General features: G+C 58.5%; 19 protein-coding genes. 10 read left to right on the top strand and 9 right to left on the bottom strand.

Annotated elements, in window-relative coordinates:
- Positions 1–262 precede the first annotated feature (262 nt).
- Both GT019_RS09745 and GT019_RS09740 read left to right on the top strand, forming a co-directional pair.
- Entirely contained in the window at positions 263–2,002 is a 1,740-nt protein-coding gene (locus GT019_RS09745) for a methyl-accepting chemotaxis protein (protein WP_161742951.1), read from the top strand.
- Between the two features lie 58 nt (positions 2,003–2,060).
- Positions 2,061–2,441: a VOC family protein gene (locus GT019_RS09740; RefSeq protein WP_161742950.1), complete on the top strand. Its 381-nt coding sequence runs from the start codon at positions 2,061–2,063 to the stop codon at positions 2,439–2,441.
- 102 nt (positions 2,442–2,543) lie between these two features.
- Here the strand turns inward: GT019_RS09740 and GT019_RS09735 are convergent, their stop codons facing one another.
- From GT019_RS09735 to GT019_RS09725, 3 genes are read right to left on the bottom strand one after another with little or no spacing between them, the layout of a single operon-like run.
- Entirely contained in the window at positions 2,544–3,638 is a 1,095-nt protein-coding gene (locus GT019_RS09735) for a GerAB/ArcD/ProY family transporter (RefSeq protein WP_161742949.1), read from the bottom strand.
- Positions 3,638–4,696: a Ger(x)C family spore germination protein gene (locus GT019_RS09730; RefSeq protein ID WP_161742948.1), complete on the bottom strand. Its 1,059-nt coding sequence runs from the start codon at positions 4,694–4,696 to the stop codon at positions 3,638–3,640. Before GT019_RS09730 ends, GT019_RS09735 begins: the two co-directional genes overlap by 1 nt.
- A gap of 26 nt (positions 4,697–4,722) precedes the next feature.
- Positions 4,723–6,195 (bottom strand): spore germination protein, encoded by a 1,473-nt coding sequence (locus GT019_RS09725; RefSeq protein WP_161742947.1) that lies wholly within the window; start codon positions 6,193–6,195, stop codon positions 4,723–4,725.
- Between the two features lie 221 nt (positions 6,196–6,416).
- Between GT019_RS09725 and GT019_RS09720 the strand changes: the two genes are divergently transcribed.
- On the top strand, positions 6,417–6,662 hold the full coding sequence (locus GT019_RS09720) for a PepSY-associated TM helix domain-containing protein (protein WP_161742946.1): 246 nt from the start codon (positions 6,417–6,419) through the stop codon (positions 6,660–6,662).
- A gap of 157 nt (positions 6,663–6,819) precedes the next feature.
- Positions 6,820–7,701, top strand: coding sequence for a TetR/AcrR family transcriptional regulator (locus GT019_RS09715; RefSeq protein WP_161742945.1), 882 nt, complete (start codon positions 6,820–6,822; stop codon positions 7,699–7,701).
- Positions 7,702–7,851: 150 nt separating this feature from the next.
- Here the strand turns inward: GT019_RS09715 and GT019_RS09710 are convergent, their stop codons facing one another.
- Positions 7,852–8,643: an ABC transporter permease gene (locus GT019_RS09710; RefSeq protein ID WP_201755319.1), complete on the bottom strand. Its 792-nt coding sequence runs from the start codon at positions 8,641–8,643 to the stop codon at positions 7,852–7,854.
- Positions 8,640–9,527 (bottom strand): ATP-binding cassette domain-containing protein, encoded by an 888-nt coding sequence (locus tag GT019_RS09705; protein ID WP_161742944.1) that lies wholly within the window; start codon positions 9,525–9,527, stop codon positions 8,640–8,642. The genes GT019_RS09710 and GT019_RS09705 overlap by 4 nt, the downstream gene beginning before the upstream one ends.
- 313 nt (positions 9,528–9,840) lie before the next feature.
- On the opposite strand from GT019_RS09705, the gene GT019_RS09700 reads away from it, so the two are divergent.
- The 6 genes from GT019_RS09700 (at position 9,841) to GT019_RS09675 (ending at position 18,632) form a co-directional block, all read left to right on the top strand.
- A complete protein-coding gene (locus GT019_RS09700) occupies positions 9,841–11,646 on the top strand; it encodes a sensor histidine kinase (RefSeq protein WP_161742943.1) in 1,806 nt (601 codons plus the stop codon).
- Positions 11,639–13,267, top strand: a complete 1,629-nt coding sequence (locus tag GT019_RS09695; RefSeq protein WP_161742942.1) for a response regulator transcription factor — start codon at positions 11,639–11,641, stop codon at positions 13,265–13,267. Before GT019_RS09700 ends, GT019_RS09695 begins: the two co-directional genes overlap by 8 nt.
- A gap of 98 nt (positions 13,268–13,365) precedes the next feature.
- Entirely contained in the window at positions 13,366–14,541 is a 1,176-nt protein-coding gene (locus GT019_RS09690; RefSeq protein WP_161742941.1) for an ABC transporter substrate-binding protein, read from the top strand.
- Positions 14,542–14,629: 88 nt separating this feature from the next.
- Positions 14,630–15,751 carry an ABC transporter ATP-binding protein gene (locus GT019_RS09685; RefSeq protein ID WP_161742940.1) on the top strand — a complete coding sequence of 374 codons (1,122 nt, stop codon included), beginning with the start codon at positions 14,630–14,632 and terminating at the stop codon, positions 15,749–15,751.
- Positions 15,717–17,396 carry an ABC transporter permease gene (locus GT019_RS09680; protein WP_161742939.1) on the top strand — a complete coding sequence of 560 codons (1,680 nt, stop codon included), beginning with the start codon at positions 15,717–15,719 and terminating at the stop codon, positions 17,394–17,396. Before GT019_RS09685 ends, GT019_RS09680 begins: the two co-directional genes overlap by 35 nt.
- A 27-nt stretch (positions 17,397–17,423) precedes the next feature.
- Positions 17,424–18,632 (top strand): extracellular solute-binding protein, encoded by a 1,209-nt coding sequence (locus tag GT019_RS09675; protein WP_161742938.1) that lies wholly within the window; start codon positions 17,424–17,426, stop codon positions 18,630–18,632.
- A 298-nt stretch (positions 18,633–18,930) separates the two neighbouring features.
- On the opposite strand, the gene GT019_RS09670 is transcribed toward GT019_RS09675, so the two are convergent.
- The 4 genes from GT019_RS09670 to GT019_RS09655 all read right to left on the bottom strand — a co-directional run bounded on the left by GT019_RS09670 (position 18,931) and on the right by GT019_RS09655 (position 21,123).
- The gene (locus GT019_RS09670; RefSeq protein ID WP_161742937.1) at positions 18,931–19,152 is read right to left on the bottom strand and encodes a hypothetical protein; all 222 of its coding nucleotides are present in this window, start codon (positions 19,150–19,152) and stop codon (positions 18,931–18,933) included.
- 9 nt (positions 19,153–19,161) lie between these two features.
- A complete protein-coding gene (locus GT019_RS09665; protein ID WP_161742936.1) occupies positions 19,162–19,725 on the bottom strand; it encodes a hypothetical protein in 564 nt (187 codons plus the stop codon).
- 1 nt (position 19,726) lies between these two features.
- Complete coding sequence (locus GT019_RS09660) at positions 19,727–20,050, bottom strand: hypothetical protein (protein ID WP_161742935.1); 324 nt, start codon at positions 20,048–20,050, stop codon at positions 19,727–19,729.
- A gap of 290 nt (positions 20,051–20,340) precedes the next feature.
- On the bottom strand, positions 20,341–21,123 hold the full coding sequence (locus tag GT019_RS09655; RefSeq protein WP_161742934.1) for a GNAT family N-acetyltransferase: 783 nt from the start codon (positions 21,121–21,123) through the stop codon (positions 20,341–20,343).
- Positions 21,124–21,157 lie beyond the last annotated feature (34 nt).

Here is a 21,157-nt window from a genome sequence, read left to right as displayed (position 1 = left end):
CAACCGTCCCCGATAGAAAAGAGGAACGGGAAACTTTTCCGTTTGCCAGCGACTCTCGCTTCCGCAGCGACTCTCGCTTCCGCCGCGACTCCCGACCGGGCTCGTCCCGGAAGCCGCGGCATGCGTTCCGCCTCGGAAGCCCTCGCATATAGCCGAACGCCCGCGCATAAGGCGAATTAACTATCATTTCTTCCAAACGCTTCAGATAAGGTCGAAAAATGTCGATAAACCACTCACAAAATAGAAATAGGAGTGATCGGTTTTGAAACTCGGCAGCATGACATTCAGCGTGGGCAAGAAATTGTTTGTGGCGTTTATGATCCTCATCGTATTGCTGTGCGTACTGGGCGGGACATCGCTCTTGTCGGAGAAAAGCATGTCGGACAAGACGGAATCCATCGCGTCCAACTGGATGGCCGGCGTCGAGATCGCGAACAACGTGAATTACTTGACGGAGCATGTGCTGACGTACCAGTACAAGATCTTGACGGCCGTGGATAAGACGAAGAAAACGGATTACATGGTCGACGCCTCGAGCACGCTGCTCGCGATCGACCAGCAGCTGGATGCGTATGCCGCGACATACGCCAGCGACGAAGACAAGGCGACCGCGGAAAGCTTGCGGGACAAGTGGAACCGGTACAAGAAGCTGTACGAGGAAGCCGTCTCCGTCAGCGGCGGCGTCGATCTGATCAACGGCGCGAAGGCCAAGGGCGACGAGATCGTCCAGGTGATGGAATCGTCGGAGGAAGCGTACGCCGCCATGCAGGAAGACATGGCGAAGCTGGTGCAGCTCAATCACAAGGGAGCGGCCGACGCCGCGCAGGAAAGCAAGGACATCTACCGCAGCAGCATCGTGAAGGCGATCGCGGTATTGGCGGCGTCGATCGTCATCGCCGTGGCGCTCGTGCTGCTCATGAACGCGCGCATCTCCAAGCCGATCAAGCGGGTGTCGCAGACGCTGCTCCAAGTGGCGGACGGCGACCTCACGGTTCCGGCGCTCGCGGCGAAGTCGAAGGACGAGATCGGGACGCTCGTCCGTTCGGTGAACGGCATGACGGCGAACCTGAAGACGACGATGTACCAGATTCATCAGGCCGCCGGCACCGTGGCCGCTTCCTCCGAGGAGCTGCTGGCCAGCTCCGAGCAGAATGCGGAGGCGACCCAGCATGTCGCGGAGGCCGTGCAGGAAGTGGCCGCCGGCGCCGACCGGCAGCAGCATAGCGCGCTTGAGACGAGCCGGGCGATGGAGGAAATGGCGACGGGCATCCAGCGCATCGCGGAGACGTCCTCGACGGTATCGGAGCTGACGGTGGAAGCGAGCGAGCTTGCGACGCAGGGCAATCAATCGATTCTCTCGGCCGTCGAGCGGATGGACGCCATCGGCGGCTCGGTCGGCCAAGCCGGCGCGGACATCCGGCTGCTGGAGGCCCATTCCGGCCGGATCGGCGAGATCGTCGGCTTCATCGGCGATATCGCGAAGCAGACGAGCCTGCTGTCGCTCAACGCCTCGATCGAGGCGGCGCGCGCGGGCGAGCACGGCAAAGGCTTCGCCGTCGTCGCCGGCGAGGTCAAGAAGCTCTCCGAGCAGTCGGCGCAGTCCGTGCAGAACATCGCGGACGTCATCGCCCAGATCCAAACGGATACGCTCAAGGCCGTGCGGACGATGGATCAAAGCCAAAGCGAGGTCCGGCTCGGGATTCAGGCCGTCTCCGACGCGGAGCTGGCGTTCCGGCGGATCGCCGATACCGCCGCGCTGGTGTCGGACAAGGTACAGGAGGTCGCGGCCGCGGCGCAGCAAATGGCGGCCGGCTCCGAGCAGGTGACGGCTTCCGTGCAGGATATGAGCGCGATCTCGCGGAATGCCGCGGAATCGACGCAGGCGGTCGCGGCCACGACCGAGCAGCAGCTGGCTTCGGTCCAAGAGATCGCCGCCGCCGCGCAATCGCTAAGCGGCATCGCCCTGGAGCTCTCCGACCTGGTCGGCAAGTTCAAAGCGTAACGAACGCGGCGGCCCGTTCATGCTATAATAAGGCCAAAAAAGGCGGTGGACCTACGCGATGATTCGCCACGAAGGTATTCATCATGTCAGCTTGATCGTAACCGACCTGGAACGGGCCAAACTATTTTACGAGGACGTCATCGGACTGCGGGCCATTCCGCGGCCGGCATTCGATTTTCCCGGCGCGTGGTACGGGATCGGCGGCGGCGGGCAGCAGCTGCATCTGATCGTCCATGACGGGGAGACGCTGCGCGAGGGCGGGATCGATACCCGCGACGGGCATTTCGCCGTTCGCGTCGCCGACTACGACGAGACGATCGCTTGGCTCGACCGCTGCGGCATCGAGCACCGGGATAACCGGAACAGCATCACCGGGTTCGCGCAGATCTTCCTGACGGACCCCGACCGCAACATCATCGAGCTGAACGCCGCCCGCTAAGCGAGGCAGGCAAGCCGAAGCCGAACGCATCCGCCGGACGCGTTGGGCTTTTTTGTCTGCGTTTCGCGGGGCGGTTGTCGTGCGGAGGGGGAAGGCTTGCGCTTACTCGGCAGCCTTGGAGGCGGGCCTTGCGGCGAAGCAAGCGATGACGAACAGCAGCGGGATATAGCCGACAACGAAGTAGAAGCCCAGCGTGTTGACGATTCTCTCCAATGCGGCGAGCTCGGTCTGTTCGCTGAACATCAGCGCGGCGACGTACAGGAGTGCCAGGATGATCGGCAGAGACAGCCGGGGGTTAAGCGCGGCGACTCGTTTCATGATTCTGGTGCAGCACCAGATCGAGATGCAGACCGTAGGAACGATCGTCAGCAGCCACATGAAAATATAGAAATATTCGAACCTTGCAAAGAAGGACAGCTCGATGATTTTCGACATCGCCAAGGTCGGCCATAACGTATGCTTCAACAGTCCTTGACTGAAATACATGAGGGACACGATAATGATCGCGCTATATTTGAATGTCGCGAACAGCAAGGCGAAATGCGCCCACTTTGCGTTTTTCTCGGGCGATTTCAAGAAGGGAAAGTAAACGAGCAGGGCTTCGAGCCCGAAAAAAATGAGGCTGGTGCAGCGGGCCCCCTTCAGCAAATCCGGCAACGAATGGTTGAACGCGGGCAGCAAACGATGGAAGTCGCCTTGCCGAATCGGAAAGTAAAGCAATAGGAGCATCGGGGTCAACGCGATGTAAAAGAAGCTGTACCCGGCAACGACCCTGAACCCGCCGGATACGACATAATAAATCATGACCGTCAACAGCCCCGCCATCGCCCATGTTCGAAGGTTTGGGAATACCCACACTTGCACGATTTCGATATAAGCCCTGAAGTAGAAAAGGGCCATGATGAAGAAATAGCCGACCAGCAGCAAAGAAAAGCCGTTGCCCAGGAACTTGCCGAAAATCGTGCGATGCAGATCCATGATGTCTTGGGCCGGATGACCGAGCATCTTATAGACCATCCAGAGAACGAGATGCAGGCTGAGGCCCATGAGAAGAATCGATTGCCATGCATCCTGACCGGCATACTCGAGGATATGGTTTTGAAAATTAAATACGTTGGCGGCCGCTTGGCATACGCCGATCAAGAAAAACACGAAATACCCGGAAATCGCGTAATTGTCCTTTACCCGATGTTGCACTAATGGCCAACCCCTGCATGTAAGATAGTGATCTTCGGTTTAACGTCGAAATTCAGGTTCGGGTAGGTTTTCTCGTAAAACGCCTGCTCGCCGTACCTTCTGTCCTGCTGCCGGCAACGCTCCCCGAAGCCCGCCGGATCGACGCCGTTCTTTTGGAAACGGACGAGCATCGCTTTGATCGCCGCAGCGAATTCGGCTTCGATTTGCCGCTGGGCTTCATGCAAATCGCGCCGGTTTCGAACGTCCATTCCGTTCGGCAATTCTCTGAACTCGAGGAACAATCGAAGGGCTATCGTGACGTTTCCGTTGTGCGCGATCGTTATTTTCCGCTTTCCGTGCAGAATACGGAAGGAATACATGCCCTTCGGGCCGACCTTGAAGTCGTATTCGCCCGTCAGGGCTTTGTCCGCGAGCAGCTTCAAATACAAGCCTTCCTCGTTGGTTAACCAAAGCTTTAATTCATCTCCCTTGAAGACGCCGACGCCGTCCAGACGCAGGGACCCCCGATCCGTGCCGATCACGGGCAGGTAGACATCCTGGCCTTCTCCGTAATACTGATCGACGAAGGAGTGGTAATTGGTTATCGGCGTATTCCCGTGGACCATGTTTTGCTCGATCAGCTCCGACAAGAAGAAAGACGGCTTCTTCAAGGTTGCGGCGATGATGGAGCTTGCCGATTGTTTGGTCAGGACAAGGGTGGCGTTGCTGCTTTTGATGGTTTCGCGATTGATGATGCCGGCAAGCTCGGAGATGGCCTTGCCCGCGAATTCGTCGCTGATGACCAACGTGCGCATTTGGCCGATCTCGACCGGCTGGGACGACTTGGCGGTGAGGGCCGTGAACCCCCCGTAGATCACGTTCGATTCCGCGGATATCGGCGATAGCGACGGCTTCTGCGAGGTTTTGATATACGTGGGGTAAGAAGCGCTTATCTTATACGTTTCTCCCTCGACGTCCACGCCGATGCTTTGAATGATATTGATCCGGTCGACGATTCTCGTTTGCGCGCAGCCGGCCAACAGGCAGCAGCACAAGAGCGCCGGGAGATGCTTCTTCATGATTTGATCCTCCTGCCCGCGCAACGCTATTCATTGCTGTAGTCGTCGCCGATATCTTTGTTTTTCCGGATGGTATATCTGGTCGACGAGAGCGGACGCTTGAAGGAAAATCGTTTGGAGAGCAGGACAAGGGAAGAGCGGATGAAACTGTCGCTGTAATCTTGGCCGCGGAACGGGTACACGGGCACGAGATACGGCGCCCCGAGCGATTTCAAACGCAATAAATGGCCGAGGATGAACATCAGGCCGATCATGATGCCGAGACCGCCCCACAAGGATGCCAAGAGGATCAGCGGAAAACGCAAGAACCGGATCGTGTTGGACATTTTGAAGATCGGCGTGGTAAAGGAGGCCAAAGCCGACAGCGAAACGATGATAAGCAAAATATTGCTGGTTAAAGCGGCCTGCACCGCCGCTTGCCCGAGAATGATGCCGCCCACGATGCCGAGCGTTTGACTGACTTTCGTCGGCAATCTGGACCCGGCCTCGCGCAGCAGCTCGATGGTGATTTCCAAGAACAGCACCTCCAACAAGGGAGGGAAAGGAACGTTCGTTCTGGACTCGATGATCGGACCTAACAGATCCCTGGGAATGACCGTGTAATGAAAGGTTAGGATCGCCACGTAGAGGGAGGGAGCCAGCAGCGAAAACGCAACCCCGAAATACCGAATGAGACGAAAGGACGAGCCCAAAATCCATGGCAAATAATAGTCCTCGGGAGAAACGATGAAGCTGAACAAGTTGACGGGTCCCGTAATGACAACCGAAGAACCGTCGCATATCAGAGCTAATTCCCCGTTTAACATGGCATACATGATTCTATCCAAGCGCTCGCTCGGCAATAGCAGCGGGAAGGGAGAATTGGAGTTGTCCGTGACCAGTTGTTCCAGCAGCGAGCTGTCGAAAATCACGTCGAAATCCAAATCCGCGAGCCGCTGCCTGATCGTATCTATATATTGGGGATTGGTGACCCCGTCCAAATAAGCGATGGCGACCCTGGTACGGGAGTAAGATCCGATCACGTGTTCTTCGAAGATCAGTTTTTCGGTGACAAGCCCTCTTCGGAGCAGGGTCATGTTGGTATCTATATGTTCGACGAAGCCGACCTTCGGCCCGATGACGCTGTATTCGTTCTCGGTATCATTGTAGCCGCGTTGCCCCAATTTGAAGTCCGCGATGTCCACGATAAGTCCTTCGTCGAGGCGGGGAGCCAATTGAATAAAGATCGCTCCTTGCGCCAAACGCCGCGATATGTCTTCCAGGCTGGAAGAAGCTTGGACGCTCTCAATGGGGATCAAGGCGGTCAAATCCTGCAAATCGCGGAGTTCGCCGTTCGCCAGCTGAAAAATAGAAAGCAAATCATGATGGAACTGTTCGTGGCTGATCAGCGTGGTGTAGTACGTAAAATGAAGCTGCCTGCCTTTAATGGTCAGGGAAGTTTGCAGAAAATCATCGGATTTCGTGAGCTCGCTTAATGCTTTATGCAAATCGGGTCGCATGGCATATCACCTGCCTAAGAAAAATGAACTCGTCCTAGTATGAAGTTCCGAAGTGGGAATTATACCCTTTATTCGGTGCGCGACGGAGCGGAAAGGCGAAGAAATAGAAATAGTTGACAGATTAATTGAGAATGAATATCATTATTACCGACCTGTCTTAATGAGAATGATACTCATTATCGTAAATTGCAATCCGCAGGTCCAGCAACAGCACCGTATACATGAACGCCTCGAACGGCGAGATCCTGTACAAGACCCATCCGAACTGGGCGATCAATATCTATAACGCGTGGAGGAAAGGGCTGCATTTCGCGACCTGGGGCGGCTTGACGACGAGGCTGATTACGTTCGCCTTCGGCATGATGCCGCTCGTGCTGATGGTAACGGGACTGGTCGTCTGGCGGCTGAAGGCCGCCGCGCGCAAGCGCGGCAAGAACCGGAAGACGGACGCCGCCGCGGTAGCCTGACGACCGGCAGCCGGCAGCAAAGCTTCGGGGACGATTCGAGCGGAGGCTCTCCGTTGCGCGCAATTGTTGCAGATTAGCGGGTTGTGGTACACTGTTTATGACATATACAATTAATATGACATCTACATCCGTGGAGCCATGATAGGAGATTACGCTTATGCCTGACCGCAAGCCTACCGAGGATGAAGCGCCAGACCGCAAGGAGATCGCAGGAGACACGAACCGCAAGGAGATCGTAGGAGAAGCGGAACGCAAGGAGACCGAAGACGAAGCGCTGCTGCAGCTGCCGCGCGGCGTCGCCCTCAGCTGGGGCATCGTGAAGCAGGGCAAGCGCGGGCCCAAGGGCGAGCTGAGCATCAATCAGATCGTCGCCGCCGCCATCGCCATCGCCGATCAAGACGGCTTGCAGGCCGTCTCCATGAGCCGCGTCGCCCAGTCGCTCGGCTATACGACGATGTCGCTGTACCGCTATATCACGAGCAAGGACGACCTGCTCCTGCTGATGCAGGAGGCCGTGTGCGAGATTCCGGTTCCGGCGGACGAATCCGGCCAGGATTGGCGGGAGGGGCTGCGGGCGTACGTGAGGGAAAGCGTGGCCGTGTTCGTGAAGCATCCCTGGTACGGCGACATGCCGATCACGAGCGTCCCGGTCACGCCCAATATCATTGGCTGGATCGATTGGGTGCTCCGCGTCATGCGTCCGCTGCAGCTGGACGATTTCGAGAAAATGTCCATCATGCTGCTGCTCAGCAGCTATGCGCGTTCCACCGGCCTGATCCGCCGGGACATGGTGAACGCGATCCGCGCCGGGGGAAGCCCCGAAGATTTCATGGGCGTCTCCATGAGCGCCGCGCTCAAGCGGCTGGTAAAGCCGGAGCGCTATCCCGACCTGTATCCGGTCGTGATGTCCGGGATCTACGCGGGCGAGCGGGAAGCCGAAAGCACGGTCGGCGACGACCTCGAATTCGGGCTGGAGCGGATATTGGACGGGATCGAGCAATATTTGGAGCGACGGCGCCAGTCGAACGGCGATCGTTAAGGGCAGCAATGATTCAGGACGGCAAATAATCGAAAAAGCACACCGGTTCGCTTATGGCGGACGGTGTGCTTTTTGTGTTGCGGCTGCGGTTGCGATCGACGAGCGGCGGCAATCGGCGATAACGGCAAGCGATCCGGCGATGAAGGACCGCTACCTGCGGCCGGCTTTCCGGCGGAACGTCGCGAGGCTCCAAGCCAGCGCGAGCAGGAGAATGCCCAGGCACCAGACGACGGCCAGCCAGGCGCTGTGGCCGATCGGCGTGCCGGCGAGCAGGGCGCGTATCGTCTCGATGACCGGCGTGATCGGCTGATGGTTCGCCACCCCCTGCAGCCAGCCCGGCATCGTCGTCGTCGGCACGAAGGCGCTCGAGAGATAAGGCAGGAAGAGCAGGATGAAGCCGTAGCCCGAGGCGGCCGAAGGCGATCCGGCGACCAACCCGATCGCGGCGAAAAGCCAGGTCAGGGCCAGGATGAACAGCGCGATGACGCCGATCGCGGCCAGCCATTCCAGGAAGCCCGCGGAAGAGCGGAAGCCGACGACAAACGCGACGCCGATGACGACGCCGGTCGCGAGCAGGTTGCGTGCAAGGCTGGCGGCGACATGTCCGGCGATGACGCTCAGGCTTCGGATCGGCATCGTGCGGAACCGGTCGATTATGCCGCTCGTCATGTCCTGGGCGACGTCGACGGCCGTGCTGGAGGAGCCGAAGCCGGCGCACAGCAGGATGATGCCGGGCACGACGTAGTTCACGTAATCCCCGCCGGGATCGATGGCTCCTCCGAATACGTAGGTGAACAGCAGCATCAGCATGACGGGCAGCATGATCGCCATGATGAGCGCTTCGGCGTTGCGCAGGCTGAGACGGACGCTGCGTCCGATGAAGACGGCGTTCGTGACGGCAAGCGACGCATTGCGGACTGGCGCGGTACGGGATGTTATCATTGCGCGGCTTCCTCCAATCGGGTGGTCGTCAGGGCGACGAAGACATCGTCCATGCTCGGCTTGCGCAGGCTGATCCGGGTATCGGCCGGCACCTTTCCGGCCAGCTCGTTCAGCGTTCTGCGGATATCCTGGATGCTGCCGTCGGTCGCATGGACGGCCAAGAGCTCGTCGTCGGCGCCCCGCAGCTCGATCATGTCTTCGCCGACGCGGGATTTGAGCTCCTGCGCGGTGCCGGAGGCGACGATGCGTCCGCCGGCGATGACGGCGATGCGGTCCGCGAGCTGATCGGCTTCCTCGAGATATTGCGTCGTGAGGAATATCGTCATGCCCCGGCTGCGCAGCTGCAGGATCGTCTCCCACAAGGCGCGGCGGCTGACCGTATCGAGACCCGTCGTCGGCTCGTCGAGGAACAGCACCGGGCGGTCCGCGACGAGGCTGACGGCCAGGTCGAGCCTGCGGCGCATCCCGCCGGAGTAAGTCTTGACCAGCTTGCCCGCGCTTGCCTCGAGGTCGAACAGCTTGAGCAGCTCCGCGGTTCTGGCGCGCGCCTCGTCCGCCGTGAAGCCGGACAGCCTGCCCATCATCCGCAGGTTCTCCTTGGCGGTCAGCATGTCGTCGACGGCGGCGAACTGCCCCGTGAGGCTGATGGAGCGCTTGACCGCGTCGCGCTCCCGAACGACGTCGCGGCCGGCGACGTACGCGGAGCCGCCGTCCGGCTTCGTGAGCGTCGAGAGGATGTTGATCAGGGTCGTCTTGCCGGCGCCGTTCGGGCCGAGCAGGGCGAAGATCGTGCCGGCCCGGACGGTCAAGTCGATGCCGTCAAGTACCGTTTGCCGGCCGAACGCTTTGCGAAGCCCCTTCGTTTCGATGGCGAATTCGTGCATGCATACGCTCCTTTATGAATTGGTATATTGTATAAACAGTATATTGTAATAACAGTATATTATGCATACAGAAATTGCGCAACACCGGTTTTTTGCATGTCGCATTTCCTGCCGGGCAGGCTTCGCGAAGCGCGCGCAGGGCGCGGAATTGCGTGGACCGCGGAATGGGGGAGACGGGGAACTGGGACTTCCCCCCATTTCTGCAGTTAATTTCTCGATAACAAATCAAGCGTAAGGTGAAGAAAAACCCCCATGAACCGATCCGCTTTAGACGGCCGAAACAAGGCGTGGGACAAGGCAGGAAACGCCAGTGATGAGAGCAATTACCGCCAGGCTATTGAACATGGAGTTCAAAAACAAGCTGACCGTGCTGTTCATCACGGTCGCGATCATCCCGCTGTGCATATTGGGGTTGCTCGCCTACAGCCGTTCTTCGTACGCGGTGCAGGAGAAGGTGTACCAGACGCTGCTGGAGAGCACCTCCCAGGTCAATTACAGCCTGAACTATTTTCTCGGCGATATCGAACAGCTGTCGACGTATATCTACAGCAACCGGGACATTCAGGACGTGCTGTCCCGCGACGCGAAGCGAAGCATCGCGGACAAGCACGAGGACGAGCTGCGGATGACCCAAATCCTCGATTCGTTCGTCGGCTCGAAGGACTGGGATATCGAGATCTACATCCTGGGCTTGAACGGGGAACGGTACTTCACCGGCGACCTGCTGCCGAAGGAGTACGACCAATACAACGATAACTGGGGATTGTTTCGCAAGGTGAGGCAGGTCGGCGGGAATTCGGTCTGGGACACGCATTATTCGATGAAGAAGCTGTACGACTACGGGTCCGTGCTGAGCCTTGGCCGGATGCTGAAGAACGTCGAGACCAACCGGCCCGTCGGTTATCTGGTCATCGATATCATGGAGACGGCGCTGACGGACAAGTACGTGAAGGCGGAGCTGTACCCCGACAGCCAGATCTTCCTGATCGACCGCAACGGCAACGTCATCTCCGGCAAGCCTTCCAAGCAGCAGGTGGGCACGAAGCTGGAGGTTCCGTATCTGGATACGGTGCTTGGCGGCACGAAAGGATATTTTCAGGCGAAAGACGACGCCGGGAAGAAGGAAGCGGTCATCTACGACACGTCCGGCTCGACCGGCTTCAAGCTGATGAATATCGTCCCCGTCCGCGCCGTCACGAAGGAGACCAAGAGCATTCGCACGCTCATGATCGTCGTCATGGCGGTCGGCATCGTCCTCGCGTACTGGCTGGCGGCGATTCTGGCATTCCACGTGACGAACCCGCTGCGCAAGCTGCGGTCGCTGATGAGCAGCGTCGAGAGCGGAGACCTGAACGTCGCGTTCTCCTCCAAGTACCAGGACGACGTCGGCCGGCTCGGTCAGAGCTTCAACAAGATGATCTATCAAATCCAGCACCTGATCAAAGAGAACTACGAGAAGCAGCTGCAGGTGCGGGAGGCCGAGCTCAAAACCGTGCAGGCGCAGATGAATCCGCATTTTCTGTACAATACGCTCGACTCCATCAATTGGATGGCGCGGCTGCACGAGGTCGACGACATCAGCCGGACGGTGGTCTCGCTCGGGGAATTGCTCCGCTTCAGCATTCGCAAGGGCAATCATCTGCTGCCGATTCATGAGGATTTGAAGCAGATCCGTAATTATTTGACGATTCAGAAATTGCGGTTCGGCAGCAAAATCCAGATCGAGATCCTCGTCGATCCGGAGATCGAATCGTTCTATACGCTGAAGCTGCTGATCCAGCCGATCGTGGAGAACGCGATCATCCACGGCCTCGAGCCGAAGAAGGACGCGGGCACGCTTCGGATTATCGGGCGCAGCCTGGGAGGAAACGTGCAATTCGTCATCAAGGACGACGGCGTCGGATTCGACAAGGAGGCCGTTCGCCTGCGGGCCGCCCAAGCGGCGGCGGATTCGTCTCCGGGAAGCAGCACGGGCATCGGGCTGGAGAACGCCAGGAAAAGGCTGGAGCTGCAATTCGGCCAAGAGGCGTCCTTGCTCGTGGACAGCGAACCCGGCGTCGGCACGACGGTTACCATAGAGATTCCACAATTAGGAGGCGCGGGCGAAAATCATGTATAAGGTCATGATCGTGGACGACGAATGGCTGGTCAGACAAGGCTTGAGGCAAACCATCCCCTGGCGGGAAATGGGCTGCGAGGTCGTAGCCGAGGCGTTGGACGGGGAGGAGGCGCTGGCGCTCGCGACCCTGCACGAGCCGGATATCGTGCTGACGGATATTCGCATGCCGAGAATGGACGGCCTCGAGCTGGCCCGCCGGATCAAGCGGACGCATCCGGAGATCAAGACGATCTTCTTGACGGGCTTCGACGATTTCCACTATGCGCGCCAAGCCCTTCAGACGGGAGCGTTCGATATCGTGCTGAAGCCCACCGATCCGGCCGAGATCCGTCGGATCCTGCAGGCGGCGATGGCGAGCATCGCGGAGGACAGAAGCCGCTCCAGCTACACCCTGAACCTGGAGCGACGGGTGAGAACGAGCGAGCCGCTGCTGACCGAGAAGATCTTTTTCGACCTGCTGATGAACAGGGCCGACAAGGAAAGCCTGCAGCTGCTGCTGGACGTGCGGGGAAACGGGCCGAGCGCGTTCGATTCCTTCCGCGTCGTGCTGTTCAAGACGCCCGGGACGGGAGCCCCGAGAGGAACCGCAGGCACGACAGGAACGGCAGAAGCGGGAGAGCCGGCAGGCGCGCGGGAATCGGAAGACGCGGCTGGTCCGGAAGCGCAATCCGCCTTCGCGGCGCTGAAGGACCGGCTGCTGGAGGCGGCGCTGACGCCCTTCATTCCGCTCGGGCAGGAGATCAACGCCGTCGTCGTCAGCGCTGCCGGAGCGGAGGAGCTGGCGGCGGCGCCCGGCACCCTGCCGGCGGAAGTCCCGTCGCTCAGCCTGAGCTCCGTGCACCGTGGCTTGCAGTCGGTCGCGACGGCTTACGAGGAAGCGAGCTTCGCGATGCGGTTCAATTTCGGGCTCGGCCGGGGCCCGGTCGTCCGGTACGAAGCCATCGTGGCCGAGGCGCAGAGCCATCATCCCGCGGAATGGAGCGAGACGGAGGTGCTCGGCATGATCAAGTGGGACAACGCCGCGGCGATCCGCGCGAAAACCCGCAGCTGGCACATGACGCTGCTTCGTCAGTCCGCCGGCAGCGAGACGGCGCTGAGGCATCAAATGCTGCAGCTGATGTTCGGCCTCTACGCGCTGCTGATGCGCCATTTCTGGGAGTTGGGCTGCCTTCCCGATACGAAGAGCTTCCTGGAGAGCGCGAGCCGCGCCGATTCGCCGGAGACGATGCTCCGCTGGATCGAGGCCGTCTGCTGCGAGGTTCAAGCGGCCTATCTGCTCAGCAAGCAGCAGGGGAAGACGGAGTTCGACAACGTGATGGATTACATCAACGGGCATTTCCACAAGGAGCTCTCGATGCACGATCTGGCGTCGGGCCTCCATATGAGCGAAAGCCACTTCAGCCGCATTTTCAAGAAGAAGATCGGGAAGAACTTCCTGGAATATATCACGGATCTGCGAATGGAGAAGGCGCGGGACATGTTGCTGCATTCGGACCTGCGCGTATACGAGGTATCGCTCGCGGTCGGCTATCAGGATGCCCGCTACTTCAGCCAGCTGTTCCGCAAAGTGACCGGCGAAACGCCGAGCGATTACCGTCAATCCTTCTCGTATCAAGCCTAGCAAGATTACAAACAACTCGGAAAGTTTGCCGCATTGTTGGTCCACGGCGATCCTCTTATCATGAAAGAGTACTCACAACAGAAACCTGGAGGGCCAAAATGAACAGAGTTGAGGCAAAAACGAGAATACCGCTGGCATCGGGCGTATTGCTGCTTGGCGTGCTGCTGTCCGCCTGCGGAAACAACGCCGCGGATTCCGCGAATGCGGGCAATGCGGCGCAGTCGGCACCGGAGAATTCGGCGAAGAACGGCGCTGCTGACCCCGCGGCGAACGGAGCATCGAACGGAGCAACGAACGCCGCCGCGGGCGGAGCCGCGAATGCCGGGGAGAGCACGCCGCAAACCGGAGGCAAGCTGGTGATCTACTCGCCGAACGAGACCGAGATCAACAATCCGATCCTGAAGGAGTTTCAAGACCGGACGGGCATTCAGGTGGAGATGGTTTCCGGGGGCACGGGCGACCTGCTGAACCGGATCAAGGCCGAAGCCGCCAATCCGCTCGGCGATCTCATGTTCGGCGGAACCGTAGAGTCGCTGGACGCCTATAAGGAATTTTTCGAGCCGTACGAATCCAAGGAACTGGCGAACCTCAATCCGCAAATGACGGATCCGGCGCGCGGCTGGACGCCGTTCACGTCGCTGCCGATGGTCATTCTCTACAATAAGGATCTCGTCCCTGCCGGGAAAGAACCGAAGAGCTGGAACGATCTGCTGAGTCCGGACTGGAAAGGCAAGATCGCCTACGCCGATCCGGCCAAATCCGGCTCGTCCTTCACGCAGCTGGCGACGATGCTGACGGCCTTCGGCAAGGACGACGGCAAGGGCTGGGATTTCGTCGGCAAGCTGATCGGCAACCTGGACGGCAAAGTATTGTCGAGCTCGGGCATGGTTCCGAAAGGGGTCGCGGACAAGGAATACCCGGTGGGCATCACGCTGGAAGAGAACGCGCTGCGCTACGTGGAAGGCGGCTCCAAGGTCGGCATCGTCTATCCGTCCGAAGGCACCTCGGCCGTACCGGACGGCATGGCCGTCATCAAGGGCGCCAAAAACGCGGACAACGCCAAGCTGTTCATCGATTTCGCCGCGGGCAAGGACGTGCAGTCGCTGATGCAGAGCGAATTCAAACGCCGGCCGGTCAGAACCGATCTCGAGCCGTCGCAAGGCGTGACGCCGATCTCGGACATCAAGCTCGTGAATTACGACCTCAGCTGGGCGTCGGAGCAGCGGGCGGCCATTATCGATCAATTCACGAAGAAGCTGACAGGTCAGCAATAATTCGATCTCTATACGCGGAGTCCCGATGAGTTTCGTCATTGGGACTCTTCTTATGAACGACATCGGAGATTGGCTCACGGAGGATGACATGAACATTACGTTTGAACGGGTTTCCAAATACTTCGACCGGGCGAAGACGCTGCAGGACGTCGACTTTCAGATCGAGGACGGCGAATTTTTCACGCTGCTCGGTCCGAGCGGCTGCGGGAAGACCACCCTCCTGCGCACGATCGCCGGATTCTACAAGCAAGAGGAAGGCAACATCTACTTCGGCGACCGCCTGATGAACGGCGTGCCGGCCCATCGCCGCAACATCGGGATGGTCTTTCAGAATTACGCGATCTTTCCCCATATGAGCGTGTTCGACAACGTGGCCTACGGCTTGAAGGCGCGCAGGGTCAACAAAGCGGAGACGGAGCGGCGGGTAATGGAGGCGCTCGAGCTCGTGGAGCTTGCGCATCTTCGCGGCCGCAGCCCCTCGGAGATGAGCGGCGGACAGCAGCAGCGCATCGCGCTGGCCCGCGCCGTCGTCATTCGTCCCGCGCTGCTCCTCATGGACGAGCCGCTCTCGAACCTGGACGCGAAGCTGCGGATCAAGATGAGATCGGATATTCGCGCCCTGCAGCAGGAACTGGGCATTACGACCATTTACGTGACGCATGACCAAGAAGAGGCGCTGGCCGTATCCGACCGGATCGCCGTCATGCATGGCGGCGTCGTGCAGCAGATCGGATCGCCCCAGGACATTTACATGTATCCCGAGAACCGGATCGTGGCGAATTTCATCGGCACGTCGAATTTCCTGGAAGCGGAAGTGAGCGGCTATGACGCGGCCACGGGCGGGGCGCTCCTGCGGCTGCCGCCGGATCAAGCCTTCCGGCTGACGCTGGCGAAAGCGTACGAAGGCAAAGCGCTGCTCTCGATCCGTCCGGAGAACGTGAATATCTCCGGCGAACTCACCCGGGACGGACAATTCCGCGGCCAGGTGCAGCAGGGGTCTTTTCTGGGCGGCAAGGTCCACTACACCGTTCACATCGGCAACGGCCGGATGATCGAGGTCGAGCGGCATTTGACGGAACGGCACGAGCTGTTCAAAGCGCATCAGGGCGTCTACCTGGATTTCCAGCTGGAACGCGCCATCCTGTACGACGCCAAGGGAGAGGAGGTTCTCGGCCATGGCTCGACCAGGGCAACGCGCATCGTGGTCTGACCGCCTGAAGCTGCGAAGATGGGATTTCTGGACGGGCTTCACGCTGTTCATGTACGCGTTCCTGCTCGTCGTCGTCGTGTATCCGCTGTGCGCGCTGCTGATCAGCAGCCTCTACGATAAGCAGGGCGATTTCACGTTCGCGAACTATTGGGATTTCCTGCGGCTGAAGTATTACCGGAACGCGCTGCTGAACAGCTTCAAGCTCTCGTCCCTGTCGGCGCTCTTCGCGCTCCTGATCGGCGTTCCGCTCGCTTACGTCTCCGTGCGCACCGACATTCGGGGCAAGGGGGCGCTGAATATTCTGGTCATCATGTCCCTGCTCTCGCCGCCCTTCATCGGCGCGTACTCCTGGATCATGATGCTCGGCAACAACGGCTTCCTTAAGCGGATCCTGCATGCCGCGGGCATTCCGTTCACGTCGATCTACGGGCCCAAGGGCATCGTATTCGTCCTGGCGCTGCAGTTCTACCCCCATATCTATCTGTACGTGTCCGGGGCGCTGAGAATGATCGATACCTCGCTGGAGGAAGCGGCCGAAAGCCTGGGGGTGCCGGCATGGAAGCGGATATGGACGATCACGCTGCCGCTGATCCTGCCGACCCTGTCGGCCGGGACGCTGATGGTATTCATGGAGTCCTTTGCCGATTTCGGCACGCCGCTGCTGCTCGGCCAGGGTTACAAGGTGATGCCCGTGCTGGCCTACGATCAATTCATCAGCGAGATGGGAAGCAATCCGGCGATGGCGAGCACGGTCAGCGGCCTGATGATCGTCTGCGCGACGCTGATCCTCTTTATCCAGCGGTTCGTGTCGACCCGCAGGAATTACGCGATGACCGGCATGCGGACGCCGACGATCCGCTCGCTGCCGCCGGCGGTCCGCCGGCTGGTTACGGCGCTCGCGTTCGTGCCCGCGGGCATCTCCATCATTCCGCAGGCCACGGTCGCGGTCACGTCCTTCATCGAGACCAAGGGCCCGGTGTTTCAACGGGGCTTCAGCATGGGGAGCTACGCGGAGATCTGGTACCGGGTCAAGCAAGCCATTATGAACACGTACAGCTTCTCGCTGCTCGCGATCGCGGCCATGATCGTGTTGGGCGTGCTCACGGCGTACGTCCTGGTTCGCCGGAAATCCCGGATTACCGCGATGCTCGACGGCTTGATCATGGTGCCGTACGTCATTCCGGGCACGGTGCTCGGCATCAGCTTCATCCTGGCGTTCAACAAGCCGCCGCTGCTGCTGACCGGCACGTGGATCATCCTCGTCCTGGCATACGTGACGCGCAAGATGTCGTATACGATCCGTTCCAGCTCGGGCATCCTGCAGCAGCTCGACAAGAGCGTGGAGGAAGCCTCCATCAGCCTGGGGGTTCCGCCCGTGCCTACGTTCTTCAAGACGACGCTCGTCCTCATGCTGCCCGGCGTGCTCTCCGGCGCGATCATCAGCTGGGTCGCGGTGATCAATGAATTGAGCACGACGATCGTGCTGTATCACGGCGCGACCGCCACGATCGCCGTATCGGTATACAGCGAGGTCGTCACGTCCAACTACGGGACCGGAGCCGCGCTCGCGACGATCCTGTCCGTCACGGCGCTGCTTTCGCTGCTGATCGCGAACCGTTTGTCCGGCCGCAAATTGATGCTGTGACCCGAAGCCGATAAGGAGCTGATTCCGATGAAACGCTACCGCCAGTGGATCACCTGGAGCGTGCTTGCCGCGCTGTTGACGACCGTCGCCGTGCTGTACATGCCGCGCGGCAGCACGCCGCAATACGAGACCAAGAATACGGTCACGGTGCGAGCGTGGGCGTACAGCCCGTCGATTCCCGCCTATATGGACGCCTTCGAGCGCCGGCATCCGGGCGTCACCGTGCAGGTGAAAATGTTCACGTCCGCCGAACGGCTGTATTCGGAGCTGACGGCTGCGATCACGGCCAACACGGTCCCGCAGCTGGCGGAAATCGACAGCGCCTTCGGGATTGCCGGGCTCGCCGATACGGGAGCGCTCACGCCGCTGCGGCAGGAGCTGGCGACGGCGGACGGCAACCGGATCGATTCGCGGTTCACGGCTTCGTACCGGTACGAGAATCAGCTGTGGGCGCTGCCCTACGGCGGCAGCGTGCCCGTCGTCTACTACAATGCCGACCTGCTCGGCTCCGCGGGAGCGGCGTCCGCGTCGGCGCTCGCTCCGTTCACCTGGGGCAGGATGACGACGCTCGCGAAGGAGTTGACGCTCGATGTCGACAAGGACGGGGAGACGGACATCTGGGGCTTGGCCGCGGATCGGGATACCCCGTGGTACCTGGAGAACATGATGGCTTCCGAATCCGCGTCCGGTCGCGATCCCCGCGTACCCGCCTATCGCCTGTGGCATGATCTCGTCTATCGCGACGGCATCATGTCGCCCTTGGACAACCATCTGGCGACCAGCGATTTCATCAACGGGCAGGCCGCGTTCCTGTTCGCGTCGTCGGACAAACGTACGACGCTGGAACGATACATCGGCGGAAAATTCGAATTCGGCGTGCTGCCTTTCCCCGAGATCGAGGGCCGGCATGCCCTGCTGCCCCGCACGAGCGGATTCGTCATGCTGCAGGCAGGCGCCGCGGAGACGGCGATCTCCCGCCAGCTGCTGCAATACTTGATCGGCGACGAGGTGCAGTCCAGTCTCCTGGGCGACGGCGGCCAGTTCCCCGTTCGCGCCGATATGATCGGCAGCATGGAGCGGGATGCGGTGCTGTCGGACAAGGAACGGGCCGTCATCGGCATGATCGGACGGATCGATGCCGCCGGAGCCGCCAATCCGCGCGGCATCGACTGGCTGCAGCTGCTGGACGCGCAGGAGAAGCTGGAAAGCTCGTCCACGTTCGACGCCGGCGGGTAGGCACAATTTTTGACATGTCGGCAGCGTTGGCGCATTGTCGTTCCGTCGACAATTTGAAGACTACATTCACATTACAACTAGAAAACGACAGCCGATTATACCGGCTGTCGTTTCTTTGTGCTGCTCGAACTACTGCGCGTTGTAGACTTGCTCGTCGCGTTTCAACGCCTTCAAGTCTCGCACAGATGTAAGTAATCTGCTGTTTCTTTGATTGTAAAATAATAGGACTTCAATTCATGGTTTTCAAAAAAATCCATCTGCTTAAACTCAATTCACCTTTCCAAAACGCGCATACCGTTTATTTAGCCCGATAAAGAAAAAAGTGTTTAACCCCTCCGAAGATAACGAGTAATCCGAAGACAATGGCAAGTGTTCTTACAATAAATTCGGCAATCAATAAATTCCCCATGGTTTTATTGACATTGTACCAGTGACCGGTCACCAAAACGGGCGAAAGGGCGATTAATACGCCAATGAAAAGACTGCAAAGCAAGAATAAAGCAGGTTGATTCGTTCTCATAAGTCCTCCTCAATCGGCGCGTAGAAGCTTATCGTTCTGATCGTAATACTTATATTTAAATGCAAAGCGAGTACCGCTAGGTAAATCGATCCAAGTAACCGATTTACGATGCAGGCTGAACGTTTGTATCAGTACCTGTTTATTTACCTCTAATTCAAGTTTAGCGATCTTGTTTTCGTCATTCGTCACGATCATGAATTTGGCATTGGGGACTTCAACATCCGTATTATGGAATAAGAAGGCAGTCAAAGGTTGAACAGCATGTTTTTCGATATTTTGCCATTCATAATTGCCTGTTTGGTTTTTGGAAAATTGAATATAGGCAGGGTCATTATTGGATAAGAAGCCGACGATCCTTTTATCGCCAATGTCTTTAATGTCCAAAATTTCAACGGACGCGTCTTCGTAACCTTTAATAGAGTGAATGACTTTTTGTATGGATTCTTGATCATTCCCATACAGTTGCTTCGTACGGTTCAAAAAGCAAATCGCAATCACTGCAATCAAACTGACCGCGATTAACGCATATCCCATTCTCTTTGATATATCCAGATGCCGCCCCTCAAGCCGCATTTTATACAAGAGCTCCTACCAAATAAACGGCGAACACGATCATGCTTATCGTCAACATGACACCTCCGACCCGATAACTAAAAGTCGTTCCGAAATCGTGTGGATATTTCTTGGAGATGATTACTGCCGACAACCAAAACGCAATGGCAGCCATAAAAGGAATGTGAAAGCCTTGGCCTTCGTTCGTATAGATATCCCAGCCGAATAACGTAAAAAGATAATGGCTGACCATGAAGTCGTTTTGAAATTTAAAATTAAAGAAAAACCCTAAAACAAGCACGACTAAAGCAAATGACCCTGAACCAAGCGACTTTCCTACCGTCAATCCGCTTCGCTCCCTTAGTGAATTTCGGTTGTGGCATTTCCAATTATATTCCATACGCAAATAAAACGGACTTGTTGCGATTATTTGCCCCCTTTAATTTCGCGACAAAGCGAATGAACCGACGATGGATTCATTTCTCGGTGCCCCAACGTACCCGAATAGCGAAACAACGGAGGTCCCGGACGTTGCTGCCAACGTCTTGGGCCTCCGCTGCTTTTGGTTGTGCTCGCATTCATTATTAAGAGCGTTAATCTCCGGTAAAGGCGTGTCGCTGCATCCTTGCTCCCGAACTACCCCGAATACACGTCGATCGTAAGCTTTTCCTCGAAGCCGAGCTTGCGGTAAACGCTTTGACCCATGGCGCTCGCCTGCAGGATCGCCTGCTTCGCTCCCGCCGCCTGCCTATCGCGCAAGGCATGGGCAACGATCGCGCCGCCGATGCCTCTCGAACGGAATTCCTTTAGCGTCGCTACCGTGTAGATCCCGGTGACGTCTTCGTGATCGAAGGTCATCAAGGTCCCGACAGGCTCGTCGTTCAGATAGGCAAGGTAGTAGCGGGTCGATTGCGGTTCTTTGGGGTCATAGGCGAATATCCGGGTAACGGCCGCGGCCACTTCGTCCGGCAGCTGGTATTCCGCCACGAACACCCGCTTGAAGATCTCGAGTTCCTCGTCCGTATGAATCACGCCGATGCGCAGTCCCGGCACCTCGGCGTTCGCGACGATTCGGCCCTCCAAGGACAGCGACATCCCGGACATGCTGCCCGCGTGGACAAAGCCGTTCGCCTGCAGCGCGCCGAGCACCGCTTCGTCCCGAGCATGGGAATAGCTATGCCAGCCGCACTTCATGCCGCGTCTATGGTACGATTCCGCGATGGATTTCGCGTCTTCCCCGATATCAATTCCCTCGGAAGCCCGGTAATCGAACACGCGGTTGAAAATCGGGAACGGAATATCCGTCTCGGCCAAGCAGGCGTTCGGCGTGCGCGTAAAAGCGATGCGCGGATTATTATTGCTCAAATGCTCGAACGCCAGGATCATATTTTCGCGAATGGCTTCTTGCTTGTTCGCCAATGTGCTCTACCTCCGTCTGCTGTATCTTGTTGTC

The organism is Paenibacillus glycinis (assembly GCF_009909185.1).
GTDB classification, from domain to species: Bacteria; Bacillota; Bacilli; order Paenibacillales; family Paenibacillaceae; genus Paenibacillus_Z; species Paenibacillus_Z glycinis.
Note: the sequence above shows the minus strand (reverse complement) of the source record. Positions and strands in the feature narration are given on the sequence as shown.